Origin of the sequence: Bradyrhizobium genosp. A, assembly GCF_049949275.1 — a bacterium.
Classification (GTDB): domain Bacteria; phylum Pseudomonadota; class Alphaproteobacteria; order Rhizobiales; family Xanthobacteraceae; genus Bradyrhizobium.
This window is the reverse complement of the sequence record NZ_CP188196.1, coordinates 716472-738194: the sequence shown is the minus strand read 5'-3', so window position 1 is coordinate 738194 and position 21723 is coordinate 716472. Positions and strand designations below refer to the sequence as shown.

The window sequence follows — 21723 nt, the reverse complement described above, 5'->3', positions numbered from 1 at the left end:
CCCGTCAGTTCGAAGATTCGCCCGCGTCCATGTCACCCACCTCGCGCTGGCCGCTGAGCCAGAGCGCGAGCAGGGTCCAGAACGCGCCGGAGAGCAGATAGGCACCCGAGGCGATGACGCCGAGATTGGTGGCGAGCAGCAGCGCGACCAGCGGAGCGAAGCCGGCGCCGAACAGCCAGGCCATGTCCGAGGTCAGCGCGGACGCCGTGTAGCGGTACATCTGCTTGAAGTTCGAGGCGATCGCGCCCGACGACTGGCCAAAGGAGAGGCCGAGCAGGATGAAGCCGATCACCATGTAGATGGTCTCGCCGAACGCGCCGGCGTCGAGCAACTGCGGGGCGAAGCCGCTGTAGATCGCGATCGCGATCGCCGATCCCATCAGCAGCGACTTGCGGCCGACCCGATCGGCGATGACGCCGGAGGCCACGATCGCGGCGACGCCGAACACGGCGGCGACGATCTCGATGATCAGGAAGCGCACCGGGCTTTCGCGGGTGAACAGGAACACCCAGGACAGCGGAAACACCGTGACCATGTGGAACAGTGCGAAGCTTGCAAGCGGCGCGAAGGCACCGAGCATGATGTTGTGGCCTTCGCGCGCAACCGTGTCCGAGATGCGCGAGGGCTGCAGTTCGCGGGTCTCGAACAGCGATGAGTATTCCTCGGTCGTCACCATGCGCAGGCGTGCGAACAGCGCCACGACGTTGATGGCGAAGGCGACGAAGAACGGATAGCGCCAGCCCCAGTCGAAGAAATCGTCGGCCGAGAGGTTGCCGGCGAAATAGGCGAACAGCGCGCTCGCCACGATCAGCCCGAGGGGTGCGCCGAGCTGCGGCACCATCGCGTACCAGCCGCGCTTGGAAGAGGGCGCGTTCAGCGCCAGCAGCGAGGCCATGCCGTCCCAGGCACCACCCCAGGCCAGACCCTGCGCAATACGCGCCAGCGCCAACAGCCAGATCGCGGCGACACCGATGTCCTGATAACCAGGCAGGAACGCGAGCGCCACGGTGGCGGTGCCGAGCAGGAACAGCGCTGAGACCAGCTTGGCCGTCTTGCCGTACTCCCGGTCGACCGTCATGAAAATGACGGTTCCGATCGGCCGGGCGATGAAGGCCAGCGCAAAAATCATGAAGGAATAGAGTGTGCCAGTCAGTTCGCTCGTGAACGGGAACACCAGCCGCGGGAACACGATCACCGAGGCGATCGCGTAGACGAAGAAGTCGAAGAATTCCGAGGTACGGCCGATGATGACGCCGATGGCGATCTCGCCGGGACTGGCCAGGTCGTGGCCGTGCTCGCCCGAGTGGAGGTCTGCCATTGCGGGGGTCTGTGCCGTCGCCATGCGTGCGCCCTTAACGTCCTGAAAACCAAAGCCGACCGCCCGGCGGGACGCCAGGCAATCTGGCCCTGTTTGACCCAACATGCCGCACTGCAACATTGGACAAATTGTCCAATGTCCGGATTGTTGCGCCGCAGCTACCCGTTGGCCCCGCAAAGGAAACTCATTCTCAAAGGCTCGCCCCGTGTCCCGTCTCAAGATCCTGGCGCTGCTACCCCTGGCAGTTGCGCTCAGCGGCTGCAACTACGTCGTGCTGGCGCCAGCTGGCGATATCGCGGCGCAACAGCGCGACCTCGTCATCATCTCCACCGTCCTGATGCTCCTGATCGTCGTCCCCGTGATGGCGCTGACGGTGCTGTTCGCCTGGCGCTACCGTCAGTCCAACGCCTCGGCCCGCTATGAGCCGGATTGGGACCACTCGACCAAGCTCGAGCTGGTGATCTGGTCGGCGCCGCTTCTGATCATCGTCTGCCTGGGCGCGCTGACCTGGATGGGCACGCATCTGCTCGATCCCTATCGCAACATCGGCCGCATCCATGCGGAACGCGCCGTGGACCAGTCCAAGGCTCCGCTCGACGTCGATGTCGTCGCGCTCGACTGGAAGTGGCTCTTTATCTACCCCGATTACGGCATCGCCACCGTCAACGAGCTCGCCGCGCCGGTGGACCGCCCGATCAACTTCCATATCACCGCCTCCTCGGTGATGAACTCTTTTTACATCCCCGCACTTGCCGGGCAGATCTACGCGATGCCGGGCATGGAGACGTCGCTCCACGCCGTGATCAACCACACCGGTACCTACAAGGGCTTTTCGGCGAACTATAGCGGCGCCGGCTTCTCCGGCATGCACTTCAACTTCCAGGGGCTCGACGACAAGGGCTTTGACGCCTGGATCGCGCAGGCCAAATCGGCCGGCGGCTCGCTCGGCCGCGCCGAATATCTCCAGCTCGAGAAACCAAGCGAGAACGAGCCGGTGCGCCGCTACGGCACGGTCGATACCGATCTCTACCGCCTGATCCTCAACATGTGCGTCGAGACCGGCAAGATGTGCCAGAGCGAGATGATGGCGATCGACGCCAAGGGCGGTCTCGGCCATGAGGGCCTGAACAACACCCTGCCGCTGGCCTACGACAAGTACGCACGCCGCGGCACCGTCCTCGGGCCCGAGCCGACCTTCGTCGCCGGCACCTGCACGCCCGAGGCGCCGCAAGGCCAGACGACGGCCGCGATCAAGGCGCCGCTCGACACCGCGCCGCTCCTGGGTGCCGGCCTGAAGCGGCCGACCTTCGCGCCGCTGAAGTCCTCATCCTTCTTCCTCGGACAACGTCCCAAGTCAAACTCCTGAAGTCAGACTCCTGAAGTCAGACTCCTAAAGAGAGCTCGCATGTCTCCTGATCTTCTCAAGCTCATCTTCGGCCGTCTCGGCATCGATTCGCTGCCGCTGCACGAGCCGATCCTGGTCGGTACCTTCGTGATGGTCGCGCTCGGCGGCATCACGCTGTTCGCCGGCGTGACCTATTTCCGCCTCTGGGGCTATCTGTGGCGCGAGTGGTTCACCACTGTCGACCACAAGCGCATCGGCATCATGTACATGATCCTCGGCATCGTGATGCTGCTGCGCGGCTTCGCCGACGCGCTGATGATGCGTGCGCAGCAGGCGCTCGCGTTCAACGGGTCCGAAGGCTTCCTCCCCGCCCATCACTACGACCAGGTCTTCACCGCCCACGGCGTGATCATGATCTTCTTCGTGGCGATGCCGCTGGTCACCGGCCTGATGAACTACGTTGTTCCGCTCCAGATCGGCGCGCGCGACGTGTCATTCCCGTTCCTGAACAATTTCAGCTTCTGGATGACGGTCGGCGGCGCGGTGCTGGTGATGGCCTCGCTGTTCATCGGCGAATTCGCCCGGACCGGCTGGCTGGCTTATCCGCCGCTGTCGAACATCGGCTACAGTCCTGACGTCGGCGTCGACTATTACATCTGGGCGCTGCAGGTCGCCGGCGTCGGCACGACACTGTCCGGCATCAACTTGATCTGCACCATCGTCAAGCTGCGATGCCCCGGCATGACCATGATGCGGATGCCGGTGTTCACCTGGACCGCGCTCTGCACCAACATCCTGATCGTCGCCTCCTTCCCCGTCCTGACCGTCGTGCTCGCGCTGCTCTCGCTCGACCGTTACGTCGGCACCAACTTCTTCACGAACGATTTCGGCGGCAGCCCGATGATGTACGTGAACCTGATCTGGATCTGGGGCCATCCCGAGGTCTACATCCTGGTTCTCCCCGCCTTCGGCATCTTCTCCGAAGTGACCTCGACCTTCTCCGGCAAGCGGCTGTTCGGCTACACCTCGATGGTCTACGCCACGGTGGTCATCACCATCCTGTCGTACCTGGTCTGGCTGCACCACTTCTTCACGATGGGCTCGGGCGCCAGCGTCAACTCGTTCTTCGGCATCACCACGATGATCATCTCGATCCCGACGGGCGCGAAGATGTTCAACTGGCTGTTCACGATGTATCGCGGCCGTATCCGCTTCGAGCTGCCGATGCTGTGGACGATCGCCTTCATGTTGACCTTCGTGCTCGGCGGCATGACCGGCGTACTGCTCGCAGTGCCGCCGGCCGACTTCGTCCTGCACAACAGCCTGTTCCTGATCGCGCACTTCCACAACGTGATCATCGGCGGCGTGGTGTTCGGCGCGTTTGCCGGCATCAACTACTGGTTCCCGAAGGCGTTCGGCTTCAAGCTCGATCCGTTCTGGGGCAAGCTGTCGTTCTGGTTCTGGGTCACCGGCTTCTACATGGCCTTCATGCCGCTTTACGTGCTCGGCCTGATGGGCGTGACCCGCCGCCTGCGCGTGTTTGACGATCCCTCACTCCAGATCTGGTTCGTCATCGCCGCGATCGGCGCCGGCCTCGTCTTCCTCGGCATCCTCAGCATGCTGATGCAGTTCGCGGTCTCTTTCCTCAAGCGCGAGCAGCTCAAGGACGTCACCGGCGATCCCTGGGACGCGCGCACGCTGGAATGGGCGACGTCTTCGCCTCCGCCGGACTACAACTTCGCCTTCACGCCCGTCGTTCACGACAATGACGCGTGGTGGGACATGAAGCGCCGCGGCTACCAGCGTCCGCTCACCGGCTTCAAGCCGGTCCACATGCCCAGCAGCACCGGCACCGGCATCATTCTCGCCGGCTTCGCCACCGCGATGGGGTTCGGCCTGATCTGGTACATCTGGTGGCTTGCCGCCGTCAGTTTCGCCGCGATGCTCGTCGTCGGCATTGGTCACACCTTCAACTATCACCGCGACTTCGACATTCCGGCTGACGACGTCATCCGGACCGAAGATGCGCGCACCAAACTGCTCGCCGGAGCCAAGTAAATGACTGTCGCTGTCAATCCCACCCAAACCGGCGAGCCGGTCTTCTACCTCGCCGACGAACATCCGCATCCGGAAGGCTACAGCACCGCGCTCGGCTTCTGGATCTATCTGATGAGCGACTGCCTCATCTTCGCGATGCTGTTCGCCGCCTTCGGCGTGCTCGGCGCCAACTACGCCGCCGGACCCGCGCCGAAGGACCTGTTCGACCTCAACCTGGTCGCGGTCAACACCTCGATGCTGCTGCTGTCGTCGATCACCTATGGTTTTGCGATGCTGACGATGCAGCAGAACAAGATCGCCCAGACGCAGATGTGGCTCCTGATCACCGGCCTGTTCGGCGTCGCCTTCATCAGCATCGAGCTCACCGAGTTCGCCCACATGATCCATGAAGGCGCCACGCCGCAGCGCAGTGCCTTCCTGTCCGCCTTCTTCACCCTGGTCGGCACCCACGGCCTGCACGTCAGTTGCGGCCTGATCTGGCTGGTGACCTTGATGGTGCAGGTCTGGCGCTTCGGCCTGATCGAGGCCAACCGCCGTCGCCTGATGTGCCTGTCGATGTTCTGGCACTTCCTCGACGTGGTCTGGATCGGCGTCTTCACCTTCGTCTATCTCCTGGGAGTTCTGCGATGAACACCGACACCCACGCCGCCCATGCGGACGGCCATCATCACGACGACGGCCACGCCCATGGCACGTTCTCGACCTATATGCTCGGCTTCGTGCTCTCGGTGGTGCTCACCGCGATCCCGTTCTGGCTGGTGATGAGCGGCACGCTGCCGAGCAAGCAGATCACCGCGCTGGTCATCATGGCCTTTGCGGTCGTCCAGATCGTCGTGCACATGATCTACTTCCTGCACATGAGCCCCAAGTCCGAGAACGGCTGGAGCATGATGGCGCTGATCTTCACCATCGTGATGGTGGTGATCGCGCTGTCCGGTTCGCTGTGGGTGATGAACCACCTCAACAGCAACATGATGCCGATCCACGAGATGACGGGAATGAAGTGAGCGACCTCGTGAGGCCCGGGGATAACGAACCGCGCAGCCCCGCAAGGGCTGCGCGTCCGCACCTGTGGCTCACGGTTCTCTCGCTCACCGCCCTCGTTGTTCTGATCGCCCTCGGCGTCTGGCAGGTCGAGCGCCGCACCTGGAAGCTCGCGCTGATCGACCGCGTCGAGCAACGCGTTCATGCCCCGGCGCAGCCGATCCCCGCGCGTGCAGCTTGGCCGGCGATCACCGCCGCCGGCGACGAATACCGGCGTGTCAGCGTCTCCGGCCGCTTCCTGCACGATCGCGAGACCCTGGTTCAGGCCGTCACCGAGGAAGGCCCCGGCTATTGGGTGCTGACGCCGCTCCAGCGCGCCGACGGCACGCTTGTCCTGATCAACCGCGGCTTCGTGCCATCCGAGCGGCGCGACCCATCGACGCGCCAGGCCAGCAATCCGGACGGCCAGATCGAGGTCACCGGGCTCCTGCGCATCACAGAGCCGAAGCGCGGATTTCTCAGGGACAACGTGCCCCAGCACAACCGCTGGTATTCGCGCGATGTCGCCGCGATTGCGGCCGCACGCGACCTCCAGGACGTCGCGCCCTTCTTCGTCGATGCCGACGCCGGATCACAATCCGGCGGCGGTCCCATCGGCGGATTGACCGTGATCCGCTTTCCCAATAACCACCTGATCTACGCGCTGACGTGGTTTGCCCTGGCTTTCATGCTGGCCGGTAGACTTCTCGTCACATTCGGCGGCGGGCTGTTCCGCTGCAGGCGCTTCGTCCACGAACCGGCCGGCGGCCCCGATGCTTCCGCCCGCAGGACGGGATCAGATGCTGGAACGATCGTCGAACCGACCTGACGACGGGAACAATTTTGGCGAGCTGGCCGTCACGCTGCAGTCGCAGGCGGACGCGCGCAGGGAGCTGGCCGGCGCAGCCCCGACCGACGACGAGACCAACCGCAAGAACATGGCGCTGCTGATCCAGCTGCGCTGGACCGCGGTGGTCGGCCAGATCGTGACGATCGGCGGCGTGCATTTCTGGCTCGGCATTCCCCTGCCCCTCACCCGCATGGGCGCGGTGATCGGCGCGCTGGTGCTGCTCAATGTCTCGAGCCTGGTCTGGGTGCGCCATCGTGCCGCGATCACCAACAATGAGCTGCTGGTCGCGCTGATGCTCGACGTCGCCGCGCTGACCGCGCAGCTTTACCTCAGCGGCGGCGCCACCAATCCCTTCACTTCGCTGTTCCTGCTCCAGGTCACGCTCGGTGCGGTGCTGCTCGATGCCCGCTCGACCTGGTCGCTGGTGGCGCTAAGCTGCGCGAGCTTCGTGTGGCTGACGATGGCCTACCGGCCACTCGACCTGCCGCCGAATCCGCTGAGCGAGACCTATACGCTCACCGTCACCGGCATGCTGCTGGGCTTCATCCTCAACGCCGTGCTGCTGGTCGTGTTCGTCACCCGCATCAACAGGAATTTGCGCGAGCGCGACGCGCATCTGGCGGCACTGCGTCAGCATGCCGCCGAGCAGGATCACATCGTCCGCATGGGCCTGCTCGCCTCCGGCGCCGCGCATGAGCTCGGCACGCCGCTCGCCTCGCTCTCCGTCATCCTCAGCGATTGGCGTCGCATGCCGGATCTCGCCGCCGATCAGGAGCTCGCCGAGGACCTCACCGAGATGGAAACCTCGCTGCAACGCTGCAAGACCATCGTGACGGGCATTCTGGTGTCGGCCGGCGAGGCCCGCGGTGAGGGATCGTCGCCGACGACGGTGACCGCCTTCGTCACCGCGCTGGTCGAGGAATGGCGCAACGCGCGATCGGCGCGGACGCTCTATTTCGTCAACACCTTCGGCGAGGACGTCGCGATCGTCTCCGACGTCGCGCTGAAGCAGGTGATCTTCAACGTCCTCGACAACGCCTATGAAGTCTCGCGCGAGTGGGTGGAGCTGCTCGCCGAGCGCGAGGGCGACAATCTGGTGCTCTCGATCAGCGACCGCGGCCCGGGCTTCGCGCCGGAAATGCTGGCACAGCTCGGGAAGCCCTATCAGTCGAGCAAAGGCCGCGCCGGCGGCGGGCTCGGCCTGTTCCTGGTGGTGAACGTGGTGCGCAAGTTAGGGGGCAGCGTGACCGCCGAGAACCACAGGAAGCGCGGCGCCACCGTCCGCCTGACCTTGCCGCTCGCCACGCTCGCGATCGGAGGCAGTTTTGACGCCTGACCGTTCGCTCATCGTCGTCGAGGACGACGAAGGCTTTGCGCGCACGCTGAAACGCTCGTTCGAGCGCCGCGGCTACGAGGTCGTGCTCGCCGCCTCGATCGAAGACGTCCGGAAAGTTCTGGAAGGACGATCCTTCGGCTACGCCGTGGTCGACCTCAAGCTCGGCGGCGCCTCCGGTCTCGCTTGTGTCGAGCTGCTGCACACCCACGACGAAGAAATGCTGATCGTGGTGCTGACGGGCTTCGCCAGCATCTCGACCGCCGTCGAGGCCATCAAGCTCGGTGCCTGCCACTACCTCGCAAAACCCTCCAACACCGACGACATCGAAGCCGCCTTCAACAAGGCCGAAGGCAACGCCGAGGTCGCGCTGGACGTGCGGCCGACCTCGATCAAGACGCTCGAATGGGAGCGCATCCACCAGACGCTGATCGAGACGGATTTCAATATTTCGGAGGCGGCAAGAAGGCTGGGCATGCACCGGCGCACGCTGGCGCGAAAGCTCGAGAAGCGGCCGGTCAAGTAGTGCAAGCTTGGCTCGGTTACCCTTGCCGTGGCGCTAAGCGCGGTCCGCTGGCGTAACCCACCTTGCTCTTTTTGCGTGGACGCAAAAGAGACCGATTAAGCATCGCCAACCCCTACGAAGCGAAGCATCGAACAAAAAGCCCGGCCGAACGGCCGGGCTTTTGATCTATTGCGATCGATGCGAGAGGCTTACGCGGCCTCGTCGGCGACGGTGGTGTCGTCGCCATCGGTATCGCCCTCGGCATCCGCCTCGCCTTCGCCCTCGGTGGCTTCCGCCTTGGCGTTGCGGCGCGGGCTCTTGGCGAGCTGGGCCTCGATCTCCTTGACCGCTTCGGTCTCGGTCGAGTGCTGCACCACCGCGATCTCGCGGGACAGACGATCGAGCGCGGCTTCATAGAGCTGACGTTCGCTGTAGGACTGCTCCGGCTGCGACTCCGAGCGATAGAGGTCGCGCACGACTTCCGCGATCGCGACGATGTCGCCCGAATTGATCTTCGCTTCGTATTCCTGGGCGCGACGCGACCACATGGTGCGCTTGACGCGAGCGCGGCCCTTGAGCGTCTCGAGCGCCTTCCTGACCAGCGCGGGCTCGGACAGTTTGCGCATGCCGACGTTGGCGACCTTGGCGGTCGGAACGCGCAGCGTCATCTTGTCCTTGATGAAATTGATGACGAACAGCTCGAGCTTCGCGCCGGCGATCTCCTGCTCCTCGATGGCCAGGATCTGGCCGACGCCGTGAGCGGGATAGACGACGAATTCATTGGCCTTGAAGCCCTGACGCTGAGTCACGACCTTCTTTTCCTCGACCTTCGGCGCAGGTGCGGCGGCCTTCACGGCCGGCTTCGCAGCAGCAACGGGAGCCTTGGCAGGGGCGGCAGCAACAGGGGCCTTCGGAGCAACAGGCTTGGCAGCGGGAGCCTTGGCAGCGGGAGCCTTGGCAACGGGCGCCTTGGCAACAGCAGGCTTGGCAACGGTCGCTTTCGCGGCCGGTTTGGCAGTCTTGTGAGGCATTGCGCTTCTTTTGTTCTTCGAGGACTTTGCAGCCGGCGGCGCCTTGGCAGCGGCCCGACCCTTGGATGCGCTACGGCTGGCCGCGGCGACTTTTTTGGCCTCCTTATGGGAAGCCCTCGCTGAAGTACTCTTTTTACGCGTTTTCTGTGACACAGCCTGCGCGCGGAAACTGCCACGCCCCTGTTCGACATTTGGTTTCACGGGAACCCGGCGGGGCCAACTGGGCTGACCGGGGTTCAGCTTAATGTGCCCAATATAGCACATTTCCCGCAAAAATCAATGATTTAGGGGTCTTCAGGGCTGGTTTTCGACACTAACGAAGGTATTAGGGTTAAGTTTGCGACGGAATTTAGTCTCCGGAGCCGGGGTTCGGAGAAAAATATTTCTCGAACTTCCCTTCCATCCCATCGAATTCCTTGGCGTCGTCGGGTGATTCTTTCTTCTGGGTGATGTTCGGCCAGCTCTTGGCGTAATCGGCGTTGACCTGGAGCCACTTTTCCAGGCCCGGTTCCGTGTCCGGCTTGATGGCGTCGGCGGGGCATTCCGGCTCGCACACGCCGCAGTCTATGCATTCGTCAGGATGGATGACGAGCATGTTCTCGCCCTCGTAGAAACAGTCGACCGGGCAGACCTCGACGCAGTCGGTGTACTTGCACTTGATGCAGGCTTCAGTGACGACGTAAGTCATCCAACGCTCCGGAAAGCTTATTCAAAAGTCGCGGCTTGCGTAGCGCGGATGGCCCGGCGCTGCAAGGTCGGGAAGCCCCGATCATGACGGCTTTATGTGGTTGATCGACCAAGAAATGAACGGGACGCGCAATTAATTGCGCTTTACGTCGCCGAGCTCCTCATAGAGCGCGCGCGCCGATGCCGCATCGCCGCGGCGTTCGTTGAAATCAGTCACCTTCAACACGCGCACGGTGCGGTCGAGCGCGACCGTGATCACATCGCCGACCTTGATCGCATGGCCCGGCGACTTCTCGCGCGTGCCGTTGATGCGGACATGGCCGGACTCGACGAGCTCAGCGGCAGAGGTGCGCGCCTTCACCACCCGCGCGTGCCACAGCCATTTATCGAGGCGCTGCCGCTCGGTCGTGGGATCACTCCTTGCGACCGGCGAGTTGCTCTTTCAGTGCGGCCAGTTTTGCAAACGGCGAGTTCGGATCGACCGGACGGTCGCGCTCGCGCGGGTTCGCGCTGGAGGCGTAGGGACGCAGCGACGGACCGCCCTGGCGGTCGCGGCCCTTGTCGCGGTCGCGGCCACGATTGTCGCGGCCCTTGTCGCGATCGCCACCGAACTTCTTGTTGTCGCGGTTGCGATCCTTGTTGTCACGGTCCTTGCCTTCGAAGCGGCGGTTCTTGTCGTCGCGCCCCTCTGGACGCGGCGCGCCTTCGGCACCACCTTCGCGCGGCTTGCGGAAGTCCTTAGCCCCATCGCGACGATGACCGCCGCCATGACGATGACGCTCGTTACGCTTCTCGCCGTCGGCAGCTTGTGCTGCTTCACCCTCGGCGGGCGCGGCGCCAGCCTCAACACTGGCCTGTGGACGCTGGTTGTTGTGGCGCTGATGGCGATGGCGCTCGTGGCGCGGCTTGCGATCCTCGTGACGGCCGCCGGGACGCCAGACCTCGATAAGCTCGGGCTCGGCGGGCGTTGCCGCTGCTTCAACAGGCGCAGCAGCATCGGGTGATGCGGCAGCTTCCGTTGCGGCGGTTTCGGCGGGAGCAATTTCAGCGGCGGCCTCTGCGGGTGCAGCGGCCTCTTCCACCGGCGGCGCGATGCCGGGGGCATCTTCGGGTGTGACGGGCGCCTCAGGCGAGGCTTCGAGCGCCGGCTCTTCTTGCGCGGGCTCGTCGTGCTGCTCCATGCCGGGCGCGTCTTCGACGGTGACCGGTTCGGCAGCGGCTTCGATTGCAGTGTCTGCGGCGACTGCGGCCTCCTCGGTCGCAAGCGTCTCGGTGGAAGCTTCATCCGCCGGCGTCTCCGCAGCAGGCGCGGCCGGCTTCGGCGGCAGCGGCGCACGTTTCTCCATGCGATAGCCGAGCGCGCGCAGCACCGAGGCAAAATCCTCGCCGGCGGAGCCGGTGAGCGAGGTCATCGCCTGCGTCACCACAAAACCGCGGCCGTCGAACGCGCCGGCCGGTTTTTCGCCGGGCGAGTTGTCGCGCCAGGCCAGCGCCGGGCGGATCAAATCGGCCAGGCGCTCCAGAATGTCGACGCGGACGGCGCGCTCGCCGGCCTGCTTGTAGCCGAGCACGCGATAGGCATCGCGCGGCAGGCTCTTGTCGACCGGGAATGAGGTGCGACCCGACGATGCCAGATGCTGCGCGCCTGATAGTGCCGAGAGATCGACATTGTCCTGCTTCAGCGCCCACAACAGCGCTGCCAGCGCACGCGCGGCGGGCTTCAGAATGCCGGGGAAATAGATGTGATAGGCGCCGAAGCGGACGCCGTATTTGCGCAAGGTCGCGCGCGAAGGCTGGTCGAGATCCTTCAGCTCGTTGGCAATCTTCGGACGCTCGAGCACGCCGAGCGCCTCGACGAGCTGATAGGCGATGCCGCGGGCAATGCCGGTGACGTCCTCGGCCTTGGACAGCTCGAACATCGGCCCGAGCAGCTTTTCGATATGCGTCTTGAGCCAGAGGTCGAGCCGCGCCTGCACCTTCTCACGGGGCGCACCCGTCAAACGCTCATCCGAGATGATGCGGATGCGCGGATGCAGCGCCTCCTCTGCGGCGGTCAGCCGCGCCACCGCATCGCCGGTCCAGCGGATGGTGCCGTCCGAGGTCAGCACGAACTGATCGTCCGGAGCGTTGCCCAGCCTTTCGGCACGCGTGTTGATCTCGCCGGCGAGCACCGCTTGCGCGGCAGCCTGCAAGGCTTTCGCATCGGAGCCGGCTTCCGCCGCATCCGGTGCAAAGGTGAAGCCATCGAGGCGGCCGATGACATGGCCTTCGACGATGACTTCGCCGGTCTTGCCGATTTCCGTATTCAAGCTCGTGTTCTCCCGCAGGCGGCGCATCAATACACTGGTCCGGCGATCAACGAAACGCTCAGTCAAGCGTTCATGGAGCGCATCCGATAATTTATTTTCGACCTCGCGGGCGATCCCCTGCCAGCGTTCGGGGTCTTTCAGCCAGTCCGGGCGGTTGGCGACGAAGGTCCAGGTGCGGATCTGCGCGATTCGGGCCGACAGCGTGTCGATGTCGCCGTCGATGCGGTCGGCCTGGTCGATCTGGGCGGCAAACCAGGAGTCGGGAATGCATCCCTTCTGCATCAGGAAGCCGTAAAGCGTGGTGACGAGCTCGGCGTGGGCCGCCGGCGACAGTTTTCGGTAGTCAGGGACCTGGCAGGCCTCCCAGAGGCGTTCCACGGCGGCCTTGCCATGCGCGATATCGCGCACCTCGACGTCACGGGCGGCGTGGTCGAGCACGCGCATGTCTTCCGCGATGGGCGCCCGCGTCAACGTCTCATGGCCGGGGGACAGGTTCAGCGACACCTGCAGCGCGCCGAGCGAGGAGAAATCGAGCTTCGCGTTGCGCCATTGCAGCATCTTCACGGGGTCGAAGATGTGGTTCTGGAGCGCGTTCACGAGCTCGGGCTCGAACGGGCCGCAGCGGCCGGTGGTGCCGAAGGTTCCGTTGCGCGTGGCGCGGCCGGCGCGGCCGGCAATCTGCGCGAACTCGGCCGGCGTGAGCCTACGGAACTGATAGCCGTCGAACTTGCGGTCGGAGGCAAAGGCGACGTGGTCGACGTCGAGATTGAGGCCCATGCCGACGGCGTCGGTGGCGACGAGATAATCGACGTCGCCGTTCTGGAACATCTCGACTTGTGCGTTCCGTGTGCGCGGCGACAGCGAACCCAGCACCACCGCGGCGCCGCCATGCTGGCGCTTGACCAGCTCGGCGATGGCGTAGACCTCGTCCGCCGAGAACGCGACAATCGCCGTCCGGCGCGGCTGGCGCGTGATCTTGCGGTCGCCGGCGAATTCGAGCTGCGACAGCCTGGGACGGGTGATCATGGAGACGCCGGGCAGCAGCCGCTCGATGATCGGGCGCATGGTGGCAGCGCCCAAGAGCAGCGTCTCGTCGCGGCCGCGGCGGTTGAGGATGCGGTCGGTGAAGACGTGGCCGCGCTCCAGGTCGGAGGCGATCTGGATCTCGTCGACGGCGAGGAAGGAGACGTCGAGGTCGCGCGGCATCGCCTCGACCGTCGAGACCCAATAGCGCGGGTTCTTCGGCTTGATCTTCTCCTCGCCGGTGATCAGCGCGACGCTATCTGCGCCGACGCGCCCGACGATCTTGTTGTAGACCTCGCGCGCCAACAGCCGCAGCGGCAGCCCGATCAGCCCTGAGGAATGCGCGAGCATCCGTTCGATGGCGAGATGGGTCTTGCCGGTGTTGGTCGGCCCGAGCACCGCAGTGACGCCGGCGCCAGGCACGCGATCGGAAGGCGCGCGCTCGGAAGCGAAGGGGGAGGGAGAAAAGGCCATGTCTGGTTGATTAGGTAATGGCGATTGGGGCGAATGTCAGTGCTGTTTGGGGCGGCGGGGTGTGGAGCGCTCGCCATACGCACAACTGTCATCGCCCGGCTTGACCGGGCGATCCAGTACGCCGAGGCGACTGTGGCTGAGCCGAGGGGCCGCGGCGTACTGGATGCCCCGGTCAAGCCGGGGCATGACAGCGGAGTATGCGGTGGCGTTCCCCCAAATCCCGCGCAACTGTCTCACTTTGCGACGCTTTTCCTTGTGGCCTTAAGCTCCGGAACGACTCTAGAACGAATCGCGGCCGAATCGCTGACTCCCCGGTGAGTCCTGTTACGTTCACGCAACATGTCGCGGGACTCTGATTTCCATCGCACTAGATGGAGTTTTGGGCTGTCGCACAAGCGACGATTTGATGACGGATTTCGTTAAGTTGGGGACGGCACGGAGTCGAATCAGAATCGGGCAGGAGTCAAATGGATTCCGGGATCCGAGGCCCTCTCAGCCCATGTCGCGAAAACAACCCCATGCACAGTAGGTAAGTCGTTGATATCACTAGGATGACCGCAGCAGCGGCGGCTACTGCGTCTTCGCGACCCTTGGCGGCTGGGCGGTGGTGATGAAGCTGGTTGCTTCCAGCATCGCCGGCCCCAAGGGCGTCGGCACTTTCAGCCAGAACGGGACCAGAATCCGCGTGCCCGCGACCGGCGCGAAGGCGATCTCGATGTTGCGCTGGGCGGCGAGGTATTTGATCACGGGGCGGTCGGGGATGTAGCCGGCGACAGGCACGAAATAGAGCGCGCAGACCACGACCGGCCCGCGATAGCCCTTCTCGGCCTTAACGGTCTCCATGCGCTTGAAATCGAGCTTGAGCTCGTAGCGCATGCGGCCGTCGAACACGGCGGCGCTGCTGTGGCAGGCCTCTGCGGACAGCACATCGCCGGTGCCGGGCACGCGCAGCAGCGAGGCCGTCATCGGATCCCAGACGCCGCGGCGATGGGCCTCGGTGACGACGATGCGGTCGGCATCAACAGGCGGCTCCGGAATGATGCCGAACTCCTTCACATTGCCCTTGTCGAGGGTGATGTGGATCTCTTCGGTCTTCTTCGAGGTGGTGGTGGAGGCCTGGTAGGCGGTTGCGACCAGCGCGCCATTGACGACGCGGCCTTGGCTAGCGCCGGTGCCGGACCCGCCCGCGAACGATTTCAGGATCCCGGTGGTGCCACCGGAGGCGGCGGCGGAAAACAAATCGTCCTGGATATCGATGTTCCAGGCGCCGCGGCCGACCGGAATGCCTGAGAGCGTCGCCTCATACTGCGCCTCGAGCTTGCCCTGAGCCGCCGCCGGCTCCGCCGCCCACGCCACGACCAGCCCGCCAAGAGCGGCCAGCGCCAGCCGGCCGGCCGAGCGCAGCCGGGGCGGAAAGAGGGGTGAGGCGTGCACGAGACGATCCAATCGGGAAGCGAGTGTCTGTTACTTAAGCCTGTTACGGCCGCAAGCAATGCATCCGGGCGCCGAGAGCCGGGAACTCAGTGGACTCTTTCGGCGGTGAATACGCCCTTTATGTGATGGTAAGGCGTTTCAAACATTGCCGTTTTGGTGGTCGGCCCGCGCTCTCGCCCCGGGCTCCAACACCTCTCCCGCGTGCGGGAGAGGTCGCGCGCAGCGCGGGTGAGGGCTCTCTCCTCTTGGGGGCACCATCCCTGCTAGCAACTGCCCCACCGTTGAGGCACCCTCTCCCCACCCCTCCCCCGCAGGCGGGGGAGGGAGCGCACCTATTCTGCGGCTTGAGACCCCGGGTTCGGTCTCGCGCCCGCCCCGGCACGACGGGCCAAAAACGGCCCGTCGCCTTGACGTCCCGCCGCTTCCCCCCTATACGTCCGCCCGCTCCCTGCAAGGACAGAGAATTTGCCCCCGTGGCGCCCCGGATGGCGGCCGCAACTCGTTGGGGGCTTAGACTGAAGGATTTGTGACATGTCTCGCCGCTGCGAACTGACGGCCAAGGGCCCCCTCGTCGGCCACAAGGTCAGCCACTCCAACATCAAGACCAAGCGCCGCTTCCTGCCGAACCTCGTCAACGTGACGTTCATCTCGGAAGCCCTGGAGCGCAACGTGCGCCTGCGCGTCTCGACCAACGCGGTCAAGAGCGTCGACCACAATGGCGGCCTCGACGCCTTCCTGCTCAAGGCCAAGGCCGACGTGCTGTCGCCGCGCGCCCTCGAGCTGAAGCGTGCCATCCAGAAGAAGGTCGGCCCGACGCCTGCGCCGGTCAAGAAGGCCAGCTAAGCGAATTTTGGAATCGGGCGGGGGCTAAGTTGCGTCGCGTGGCGTTCTTAGCCAAGTTGAGTTTTGCGTTGCGGCCGGATCGAAAGATCCGGCCGTTTTTGTTTTTGGGCACCGCCGATCAAAAACATGCGGCGGTCAGATCGCGACCTCATCTCGCCGAGTCTCAGCCGAGACTACGGTGTGAGTACTTTCAACACCTTCAATCAGGACCTTTCTGAGCTTGCCATGCTCGAGAACGAGATCAACTTCGTCCCCCTCTTCGGCCATCAAGACGGCTTGGCCGAGAGGTGTCCCCACCGAGAGCCTTCCCTTATCCAAATCGTTTGCTCCCTCCACCAACCGCACCGACAATCTTTTCTGATCATCTGCGAAGACAAGCACAACCTTGTCCCCTATTCTGATCTTGCCCCCAATTGGGGCAGAGCTCGATGTGTCGATCTCAGCGCCTTCGGCTTGCTCAACAAGACTGGCGACAAAGTCCTGCGACGGCATCTGAATGACCCGATGTTCAGTGTACCTGTGAACTAAATCTCCTCTAGCGTCATTTAGAATTGGCTCAATGCCCATACGCGAAAGCAGCCCGCACAGATCACCTAAAATCGCATCAGGATCTCGATAGAAGCTAGAGGCGAAACACCGCCAGAACCGCCAACCAACACGCTCCAATGTTCGCTGCCGTCGCATGTCTTGCTGCCAATGTTCTGGCCCATGATATCGATCACCATCGCACTCAACAGCAAGCCGAGCTCCGGTCGCACCTTCAACAACCATATCGATTCGATATCCAATCGAACCCACCTGACCGTGAACGCGGTAACCGCGCTCCAGCAATCGCTGCATTAAGTCGCGCTCAAAGTTCGACTCACATGTCGATAGAGCGTCCGAAACCTTTTCGCGATCTGGCATTGGTCTTTCGAAGTGCGCAATAAGGCGAGCCTTCAGATCGTTCGGATTCAACTCCTCTCGCCGCACCGATCGCACCAAAACTACACGATCGCGGGCTCGCGAGACCGCCACGTTAAATCGCTGCTCGTACCGCAACATGGTGAGCGCAGTTTTATGTGACGAGTCAGCAACCATCGAAAGATAGACAACATCTCGCTCTGAACCCTGAAACGTTGCACTGTCGCCGCAGAGGATGGCATGGCGCTGCATGATTTCCTCGCCGACCGCCTCCGAAAGCTTCGTACGAATGTGTTCGGCTTGTTCTTTGCCGACCAGAGAAATAACCCCAATGGTGCGCTCTCGCATTTCAGGCAATCCTGTTAGCCTTGCGATGTCCTCCACGATGACTTCGGCTTCTGCCGAATTTATTTTTTTGGAGCGCCCTCGGGAACCATGAGGAACAAAAATGTCAACGAGCGGAGGATCTAATCTTTCGCTAGCAGATGGTATCCGAAGCGGTAGCATTCTCTCTGGATAGAACTGCATCGAAAACTGTATGATAGGTTCAACGCAGCGAAAATGTTCTTTCAGCATCAACCTCTGATCCGGAAAAACCGCTCGCATCAAATCATAGATACTCTCACCCGGTTCGAGCAGACTCTTGAACGGCATATCCCCCAGGTAATGATGACGAAGCTGCCCGATCTTCTCCTGCGTTACAAATGGAGCCGTCGGACTAACCTGCCGATCATCACCAACGACTAGAATTTTCTTTCCGCGCAACAGTGCTGGCAGCTCTGTAATGTCCGACTGCGAAGCTTCGTCAATAATAACAAGGTCCAGAACACCAATATCTGCCGGCAACTGCTCTGCTACTCGCCATGTCGGCATAATCCAACACGGCACGGCACTGTAGCAACGGGCCATTGCATCGCGGGCCGTTCTCCGATGGGTCCATGCTGCTTTGCCTGTACCTCGACCAATCCTGGCCAAGGCCCGCACAAATTCGACAAGAGCCGCCTTTATCGCAGGAGAGAGTCTTCTTTCGAGCGCATAGAACGTACGCTCGCGAACAATTTCACCAAACAGCTTCCGACAGCGCTTATCGTCCTCTTCTCGCTCTCTCATAAGGTCGATCAAACGATGCCGCGCATCAATTCGATCAAGCAGAGATTCTGATGCTGCATAGTCCCACGAATCGCGCCAAGAACTGCGAGCGATCACTTCGTCTGGCCCAGCAATCTCCACCCGCAGCCGATTTGCCCAGCTTGGAGCTCCTGCCTCGGCGAGCCGGCTCGTAGTTTGCTTGATTGTCTCAAAATCATTCGCCAGACTCTTGAGCTGATCCAGTCGCCTCAAAACACCGTTCCAGGCTGCCGCTATCCTTTCTGAATCGATACTGACATTGCCCAACGCCTCCGAGAGCAGCTGCTTTGCCAATACCGATGTTCTATCCTCGCTCTGATCGAAGTAAGCCAACGTTCGCTCACGGAGCTTGCTAGCGCCCGCAAGATTGGCCGAACTCGCAGCAGCACGAAGTTGCGTTGCCAAGCCGAGGCAGATTTCCGGCTGCTCCGCCAGATCCTCGATGACGAAGCTATCGCCTGCAAGAGCTCCTAGAATACCCCGCTTCTTCCGTGCATCGTCGCAAACTCTGAGCACATGAGCGGACAAGTCGATCGCGGTTTTGAAACCGCTACCGGTCGGCGCTCCTATTTCCTGAGCAAAGGCCTCCCATCGCCCCCTGGCTTCTCTCTGCCGCAACATATTTGCGATTACGTCAGCTACATGGCGCCAAGCACGTTGATCATCCTCTTTTGGGAACACACCATCTAGACGAATGCTCCCTACATGCGCCTTCGCTGCTCCGCGCCCAAAGCTCACCAAGGGCCACAGCCTCTGACCATCAGCTGCTCGTTCAACGGCCTCTATCGCGCCCTGATCGTCGAGCAAGCCGTGAGGGATCTCTACTGGTCGACGCAATAGAGTAGCTCTCTCTTCGGTCAACCGCTGCGATTCGGCTATACGCTCCCTTAAATGCGCTATCCACGGATGCGCTCGCTCTGTGAGCGCAGATTGTCGAAACGATTCCAACCAGATTGCTGACGTCGCGCAAACCTCTCTAACCCTTACCAACGCATCGAGCGATTGCGCCAACTCGACCGTTTGGGCTGCATTGCCGGCAGTCACCCTAAGTCCAAGAGCCGGACCACGCCCCGCCTCAGTGCTGTGACGAGCCGCGGCGACTAAATCGCCGTGACATGCCGCAATGTCGTTACCGCTCGGAAGATCGGCTGATGATGGAAAGGAAACATCGATGTGATCGAGCAAACTCCCCGATCGAGTACGGGCTTCGTAAAGGGAAAAAATATCCCGATCATTAAGATCGATCTCTGACGAGAAGCGAACAGGCCTATCAACGAACCATTCGTGGACCGCTCGCTCTCGAACTAAGCGCTGAGCCAATTCGGCGGGGCTTTCGTTCTTCGGCCCGATCTTTGCAAGATGATTGGAAGCGATCTCATCAAGTTCGCGATCAATTGTCGCAACCCGTATCTGCAGTCCTTTCAGCTCCTGCTCCAATCGAACGATCGCTGCTCTTCGGCTCTCGGGCTGCGTTCCTTCGACTACACCTTGAACTTCGCGTATGGCACTCTCAACTTGCCGGAGGCCCTCCCTCTCGTTCGACAGGACAGAAATTGCAAGCTGCTGAACCTCCTTCGGGAGCTGTTGCTTCAGCACGGCGAGGGCAGCTTCTCCGCGGGACACGACAAGAACGCGTTGCCCCGTCGCCATGGCATGACAAATAAGATTTGCGATCGTGTGAGTCTTTCCGGTCCCAGGAGGGCCCTGAACAACTAGTCCGTCTGACTTTGACAGCCGTCGTACGATTTCAAGCTGATCATCATTGAACGGCTTTGGGAAGAAGACGTCTGACGATTCGCGCTCCTCCAGTCCTTCGGTGCCGGCGGCCGACGTCTCACCAATCCTTGCACCCAGCGGCCGCCATCCATCGCTGCCCACGTCGGACGAAGGGGGTGTAACGAGCCTCTTCGCAAGACCTTCCAATGGACGTTCACTGTCTTCCGCTGACTTTCGAATTCGATCAATGTCGTGCAGAATGACGTGTTGAGATCGTGGACGAGCAAAAATGACCCATTTGTCACTCACAACAAGCCGCGATGGAGACGACGCTGTGGCTGACGGTGGCTTTACGCCCACTTCAGGGGAGTAAACTCCTTCGGGGTCTAAGCGAGCGCCAGCAGCAGACAAGATGGGCTCAAAGCTGTCGCGCGAGAACGGCGAAATTCCTTCATTCTCGCCGGCGCGCTGAATCTCGCGCCGCATCATATCCGACAATCCAGCGAGATTAGCTACGCCGACCTCCTCGTAGGGCTTCAGATCAAACGCCGCGTCGGCGCTTGTCGGACGAATACGAATCATCCCGCCGCGACTATCATCAAGTTCGATCTCGGCTCTTCGCTCAAGCAGCGGACGATTAATCGCGCGGCCCTCTTTCTGCCACTGTACGATGCCGATGCCCCATATCAGTTCAATCGAGCTTTCCGCTCCGCCGACTTCTAGGAGCTGAAATATCTTGTAGAGCACCTGATAGAGCGCAATCGTGCGACGTCGAGGTTGCTCGACGACCGCCCATGGGCTCCAAATTTCCGTGATCCAACGCTCGATGGACGCAGCAAGCTCCGGGCGGTCCTCAAGGCGGAGCTTGAGATCAAAGAGAGCTACTTCGTTCTCTCCTCGACGTTTGCGCGGTGCTTCGAGAACGTCATCCGGCCTGACCTGGCCGATAGAGAGCGCGGCGTCGCGCTCGCGAGCTGAGACTGTGACTATACGCTCGGGTCGCACGTCTGGTACACGATTAGGATCAGCGGATAGCGCTATCCAGTCGGCGAGTTCGGCCGGCGGAACTGGCGGCTCCCTCCGCGAAAGCCGATCTATTTCAAGCCACACTGGGCCTTCTTCATCACGAGTGTCGTGTCTAACCGAAGGCAAATTGTGTGTATCTGAGTTTGTAACGGCGAAAGTCGAACCATCCGGCAGACGGTATTCAGATAGTTCGTAAGCTACTTTCTCGTCGAGCCGTATTACCTGCTCAACATAGTCAAGCAGACCTACCAACTTTTGTCGCACGTCAGTCATGAATCCCCCTCCCGCGTGGCATCACAGCGCGTAGGAGGTCAGGATTCAACCCTTAGTATCCGAAAGTAGGGAGGATCTGTTGATCGTCTCGCCTGATCTGGGACCAAATTTGCTATAATTGCTGTCGTAGAGCCGACGGCTACACGCTCGCCGCCCTACCCCCGAAAATCAATACTCCGCAGCACGATCCCCGGTGGCGTCCCCTCGAACTCCGTCGCGCGGTACTTGCTCGCGGCGCGGGCTTCGATGCGGTCGCGGAGGCGGATGAACTGGGCTTCGCGCTGCTCGGGGCGGGATCGCGGCCCACGTTCGAGATCGTCCATCGCCGAGGTCGAGATCGCGCAGGGAACCTCCCTCGCGCCGTCCTGCATCGAGAACTGGACGATCCCCCGGTCCTGTTCGTGGCCGACAAAGCGGCCGCTGGTGAGGGTCATGTGTGTACTC

The 21723-nt window shown here is 62.4% G+C and carries 16 protein-coding genes; 8 read left to right on the top strand and 8 right to left on the bottom strand.

Annotated features, from left to right (window positions below; all coding sequences use genetic code 11):
* Positions 1 to 4: 4 nt before the first annotated feature.
* On the bottom strand, positions 5 to 1342 hold the full coding sequence (locus tag ACP2YP_RS03335) for an MFS transporter (protein ID WP_426422227.1): 1338 nt from the start codon (positions 1340 to 1342) through the stop codon (positions 5 to 7).
* Positions 1343 to 1523: 181 nt separating this feature from the next.
* Between ACP2YP_RS03335 and cyoA the strand changes: the two genes are divergently transcribed.
* The 7 genes from cyoA to ACP2YP_RS03300 are packed head-to-tail and all read left to right on the top strand — an operon-like array spanning position 1524 to position 8453.
* Complete coding sequence (cyoA, locus tag ACP2YP_RS03330) at positions 1524 to 2684, top strand: ubiquinol oxidase subunit II (protein WP_426422226.1); 1161 nt, start codon at positions 1524 to 1526, stop codon at positions 2682 to 2684.
* A 39-nt stretch (positions 2685 to 2723) separates the two neighbouring features.
* Positions 2724 to 4721, top strand: coding sequence for a cytochrome o ubiquinol oxidase subunit I (gene cyoB, locus ACP2YP_RS03325; protein WP_426422224.1), 1998 nt, complete (start codon positions 2724 to 2726; stop codon positions 4719 to 4721).
* Entirely contained in the window at positions 4722 to 5351 is a 630-nt protein-coding gene (gene cyoC / locus ACP2YP_RS03320) for a cytochrome o ubiquinol oxidase subunit III (RefSeq protein WP_426422222.1), read from the top strand. It abuts the gene before it with no gap.
* Positions 5348 to 5728, top strand: a complete 381-nt coding sequence (gene cyoD, locus ACP2YP_RS03315; RefSeq protein WP_426422221.1) for a cytochrome o ubiquinol oxidase subunit IV — start codon at positions 5348 to 5350, stop codon at positions 5726 to 5728. The genes cyoC and cyoD overlap by 4 nt, the downstream gene beginning before the upstream one ends.
* Positions 5725 to 6573 carry an SURF1 family protein gene (locus ACP2YP_RS03310; protein WP_426422219.1) on the top strand — a complete coding sequence of 283 codons (849 nt, stop codon included), beginning with the start codon at positions 5725 to 5727 and terminating at the stop codon, positions 6571 to 6573. Before cyoD ends, ACP2YP_RS03310 begins: the two co-directional genes overlap by 4 nt.
* Positions 6545 to 7930: an ATP-binding protein gene (locus ACP2YP_RS03305; protein WP_426422217.1), complete on the top strand. Its 1386-nt coding sequence runs from the start codon at positions 6545 to 6547 to the stop codon at positions 7928 to 7930. Before ACP2YP_RS03310 ends, ACP2YP_RS03305 begins: the two co-directional genes overlap by 29 nt.
* Positions 7920 to 8453 (top strand): response regulator transcription factor, encoded by a 534-nt coding sequence (locus ACP2YP_RS03300; RefSeq protein ID WP_426422216.1) that lies wholly within the window; start codon positions 7920 to 7922, stop codon positions 8451 to 8453. Before ACP2YP_RS03305 ends, ACP2YP_RS03300 begins: the two co-directional genes overlap by 11 nt.
* Positions 8454 to 8641: 188 nt before the next feature.
* On the opposite strand, the gene ACP2YP_RS03295 is transcribed toward ACP2YP_RS03300, so the two are convergent.
* The 5 genes from ACP2YP_RS03295 to ACP2YP_RS03275 form a co-directional block, all read right to left on the bottom strand.
* Positions 8642 to 9463 carry a CarD family transcriptional regulator gene (locus ACP2YP_RS03295; RefSeq protein ID WP_426422215.1) on the bottom strand — a complete coding sequence of 274 codons (822 nt, stop codon included), beginning with the start codon at positions 9461 to 9463 and terminating at the stop codon, positions 8642 to 8644.
* A gap of 349 nt (positions 9464 to 9812) precedes the next feature.
* Positions 9813 to 10151 (bottom strand): ferredoxin FdxA, encoded by a 339-nt coding sequence (gene fdxA, locus ACP2YP_RS03290; RefSeq protein WP_148751923.1) that lies wholly within the window; start codon positions 10149 to 10151, stop codon positions 9813 to 9815.
* A gap of 132 nt (positions 10152 to 10283) precedes the next feature.
* On the bottom strand, positions 10284 to 10514 hold the full coding sequence (locus ACP2YP_RS03285; protein ID WP_426422214.1) for a S4 domain-containing protein: 231 nt from the start codon (positions 10512 to 10514) through the stop codon (positions 10284 to 10286).
* Positions 10515 to 10563: 49 nt separating this feature from the next.
* Entirely contained in the window at positions 10564 to 13956 is a 3393-nt protein-coding gene (locus ACP2YP_RS03280; protein WP_426422212.1) for a helicase-related protein, read from the bottom strand.
* Between the two features lie 570 nt (positions 13957 to 14526).
* Entirely contained in the window at positions 14527 to 15336 is an 810-nt protein-coding gene (locus ACP2YP_RS03275) for a DUF3108 domain-containing protein (protein ID WP_426426459.1), read from the bottom strand.
* A gap of 585 nt (positions 15337 to 15921) precedes the next feature.
* Here ACP2YP_RS03275 and rpmB point away from each other — a divergent pair.
* Complete coding sequence (gene rpmB / locus ACP2YP_RS03270) at positions 15922 to 16233, top strand: 50S ribosomal protein L28 (protein ID WP_426422211.1); 312 nt, start codon at positions 15922 to 15924, stop codon at positions 16231 to 16233.
* Positions 16234 to 16368: 135 nt separating this feature from the next.
* Here rpmB and ACP2YP_RS03265 read toward each other — a convergent pair whose 3' ends face one another.
* Together ACP2YP_RS03265 and ACP2YP_RS03260 are read right to left on the bottom strand one after the other, a co-directional pair.
* Positions 16369 to 21279: an AAA domain-containing protein gene (locus ACP2YP_RS03265; RefSeq protein ID WP_426422210.1), complete on the bottom strand. Its 4911-nt coding sequence runs from the start codon at positions 21277 to 21279 to the stop codon at positions 16369 to 16371.
* A 155-nt stretch (positions 21280 to 21434) separates the two neighbouring features.
* A complete protein-coding gene (locus tag ACP2YP_RS03260) occupies positions 21435 to 21713 on the bottom strand; it encodes a DUF1488 domain-containing protein (RefSeq protein ID WP_426422208.1) in 279 nt (92 codons plus the stop codon).
* Between the last annotated feature and the right edge of the window lie 10 nt (positions 21714 to 21723).

Excerpts from the sequence above, each read along its gene's own strand:
- ACP2YP_RS03335 (WP_426422227.1), bottom strand. The coding sequence starts at position 1,342 with ATGGCGACGGCACAGACCCCCGCAATGGCAGACCTCCACTCGGGCGAG.
- cyoB (WP_426422224.1), top strand. The coding sequence starts at position 2,724 with ATGTCTCCTGATCTTCTCAAGCTCATCTTCGGCCGTCTCGGCATCGAT.
- cyoC (WP_426422222.1), top strand. The coding sequence starts at position 4,722 with ATGACTGTCGCTGTCAATCCCACCCAAACCGGCGAGCCGGTCTTCTAC.
- cyoD (WP_426422221.1), top strand. The coding sequence starts at position 5,348 with ATGAACACCGACACCCACGCCGCCCATGCGGACGGCCATCATCACGAC.
- ACP2YP_RS03305 (WP_426422217.1), top strand. The coding sequence starts at position 6,545 with ATGCTGGAACGATCGTCGAACCGACCTGACGACGGGAACAATTTTGGC.
- ACP2YP_RS03295 (WP_426422215.1), bottom strand. The coding sequence starts at position 9,463 with ATGCCTCACAAGACTGCCAAACCGGCCGCGAAAGCGACCGTTGCCAAG.
- fdxA (WP_148751923.1), bottom strand. The coding sequence starts at position 10,151 with ATGACTTACGTCGTCACTGAAGCCTGCATCAAGTGCAAGTACACCGAC.
- ACP2YP_RS03280 (WP_426422212.1), bottom strand. The coding sequence starts at position 13,956 with ATGGCCTTTTCTCCCTCCCCCTTCGCTTCCGAGCGCGCGCCTTCCGAT.
- rpmB (WP_426422211.1), top strand. The coding sequence starts at position 15,922 with ATGTCTCGCCGCTGCGAACTGACGGCCAAGGGCCCCCTCGTCGGCCAC.
- ACP2YP_RS03265 (WP_426422210.1), bottom strand. The coding sequence starts at position 21,279 with ATGACTGACGTGCGACAAAAGTTGGTAGGTCTGCTTGACTATGTTGAG.
- ACP2YP_RS03260 (WP_426422208.1), bottom strand. The coding sequence starts at position 21,713 with ATGACCCTCACCAGCGGCCGCTTTGTCGGCCACGAACAGGACCGGGGG.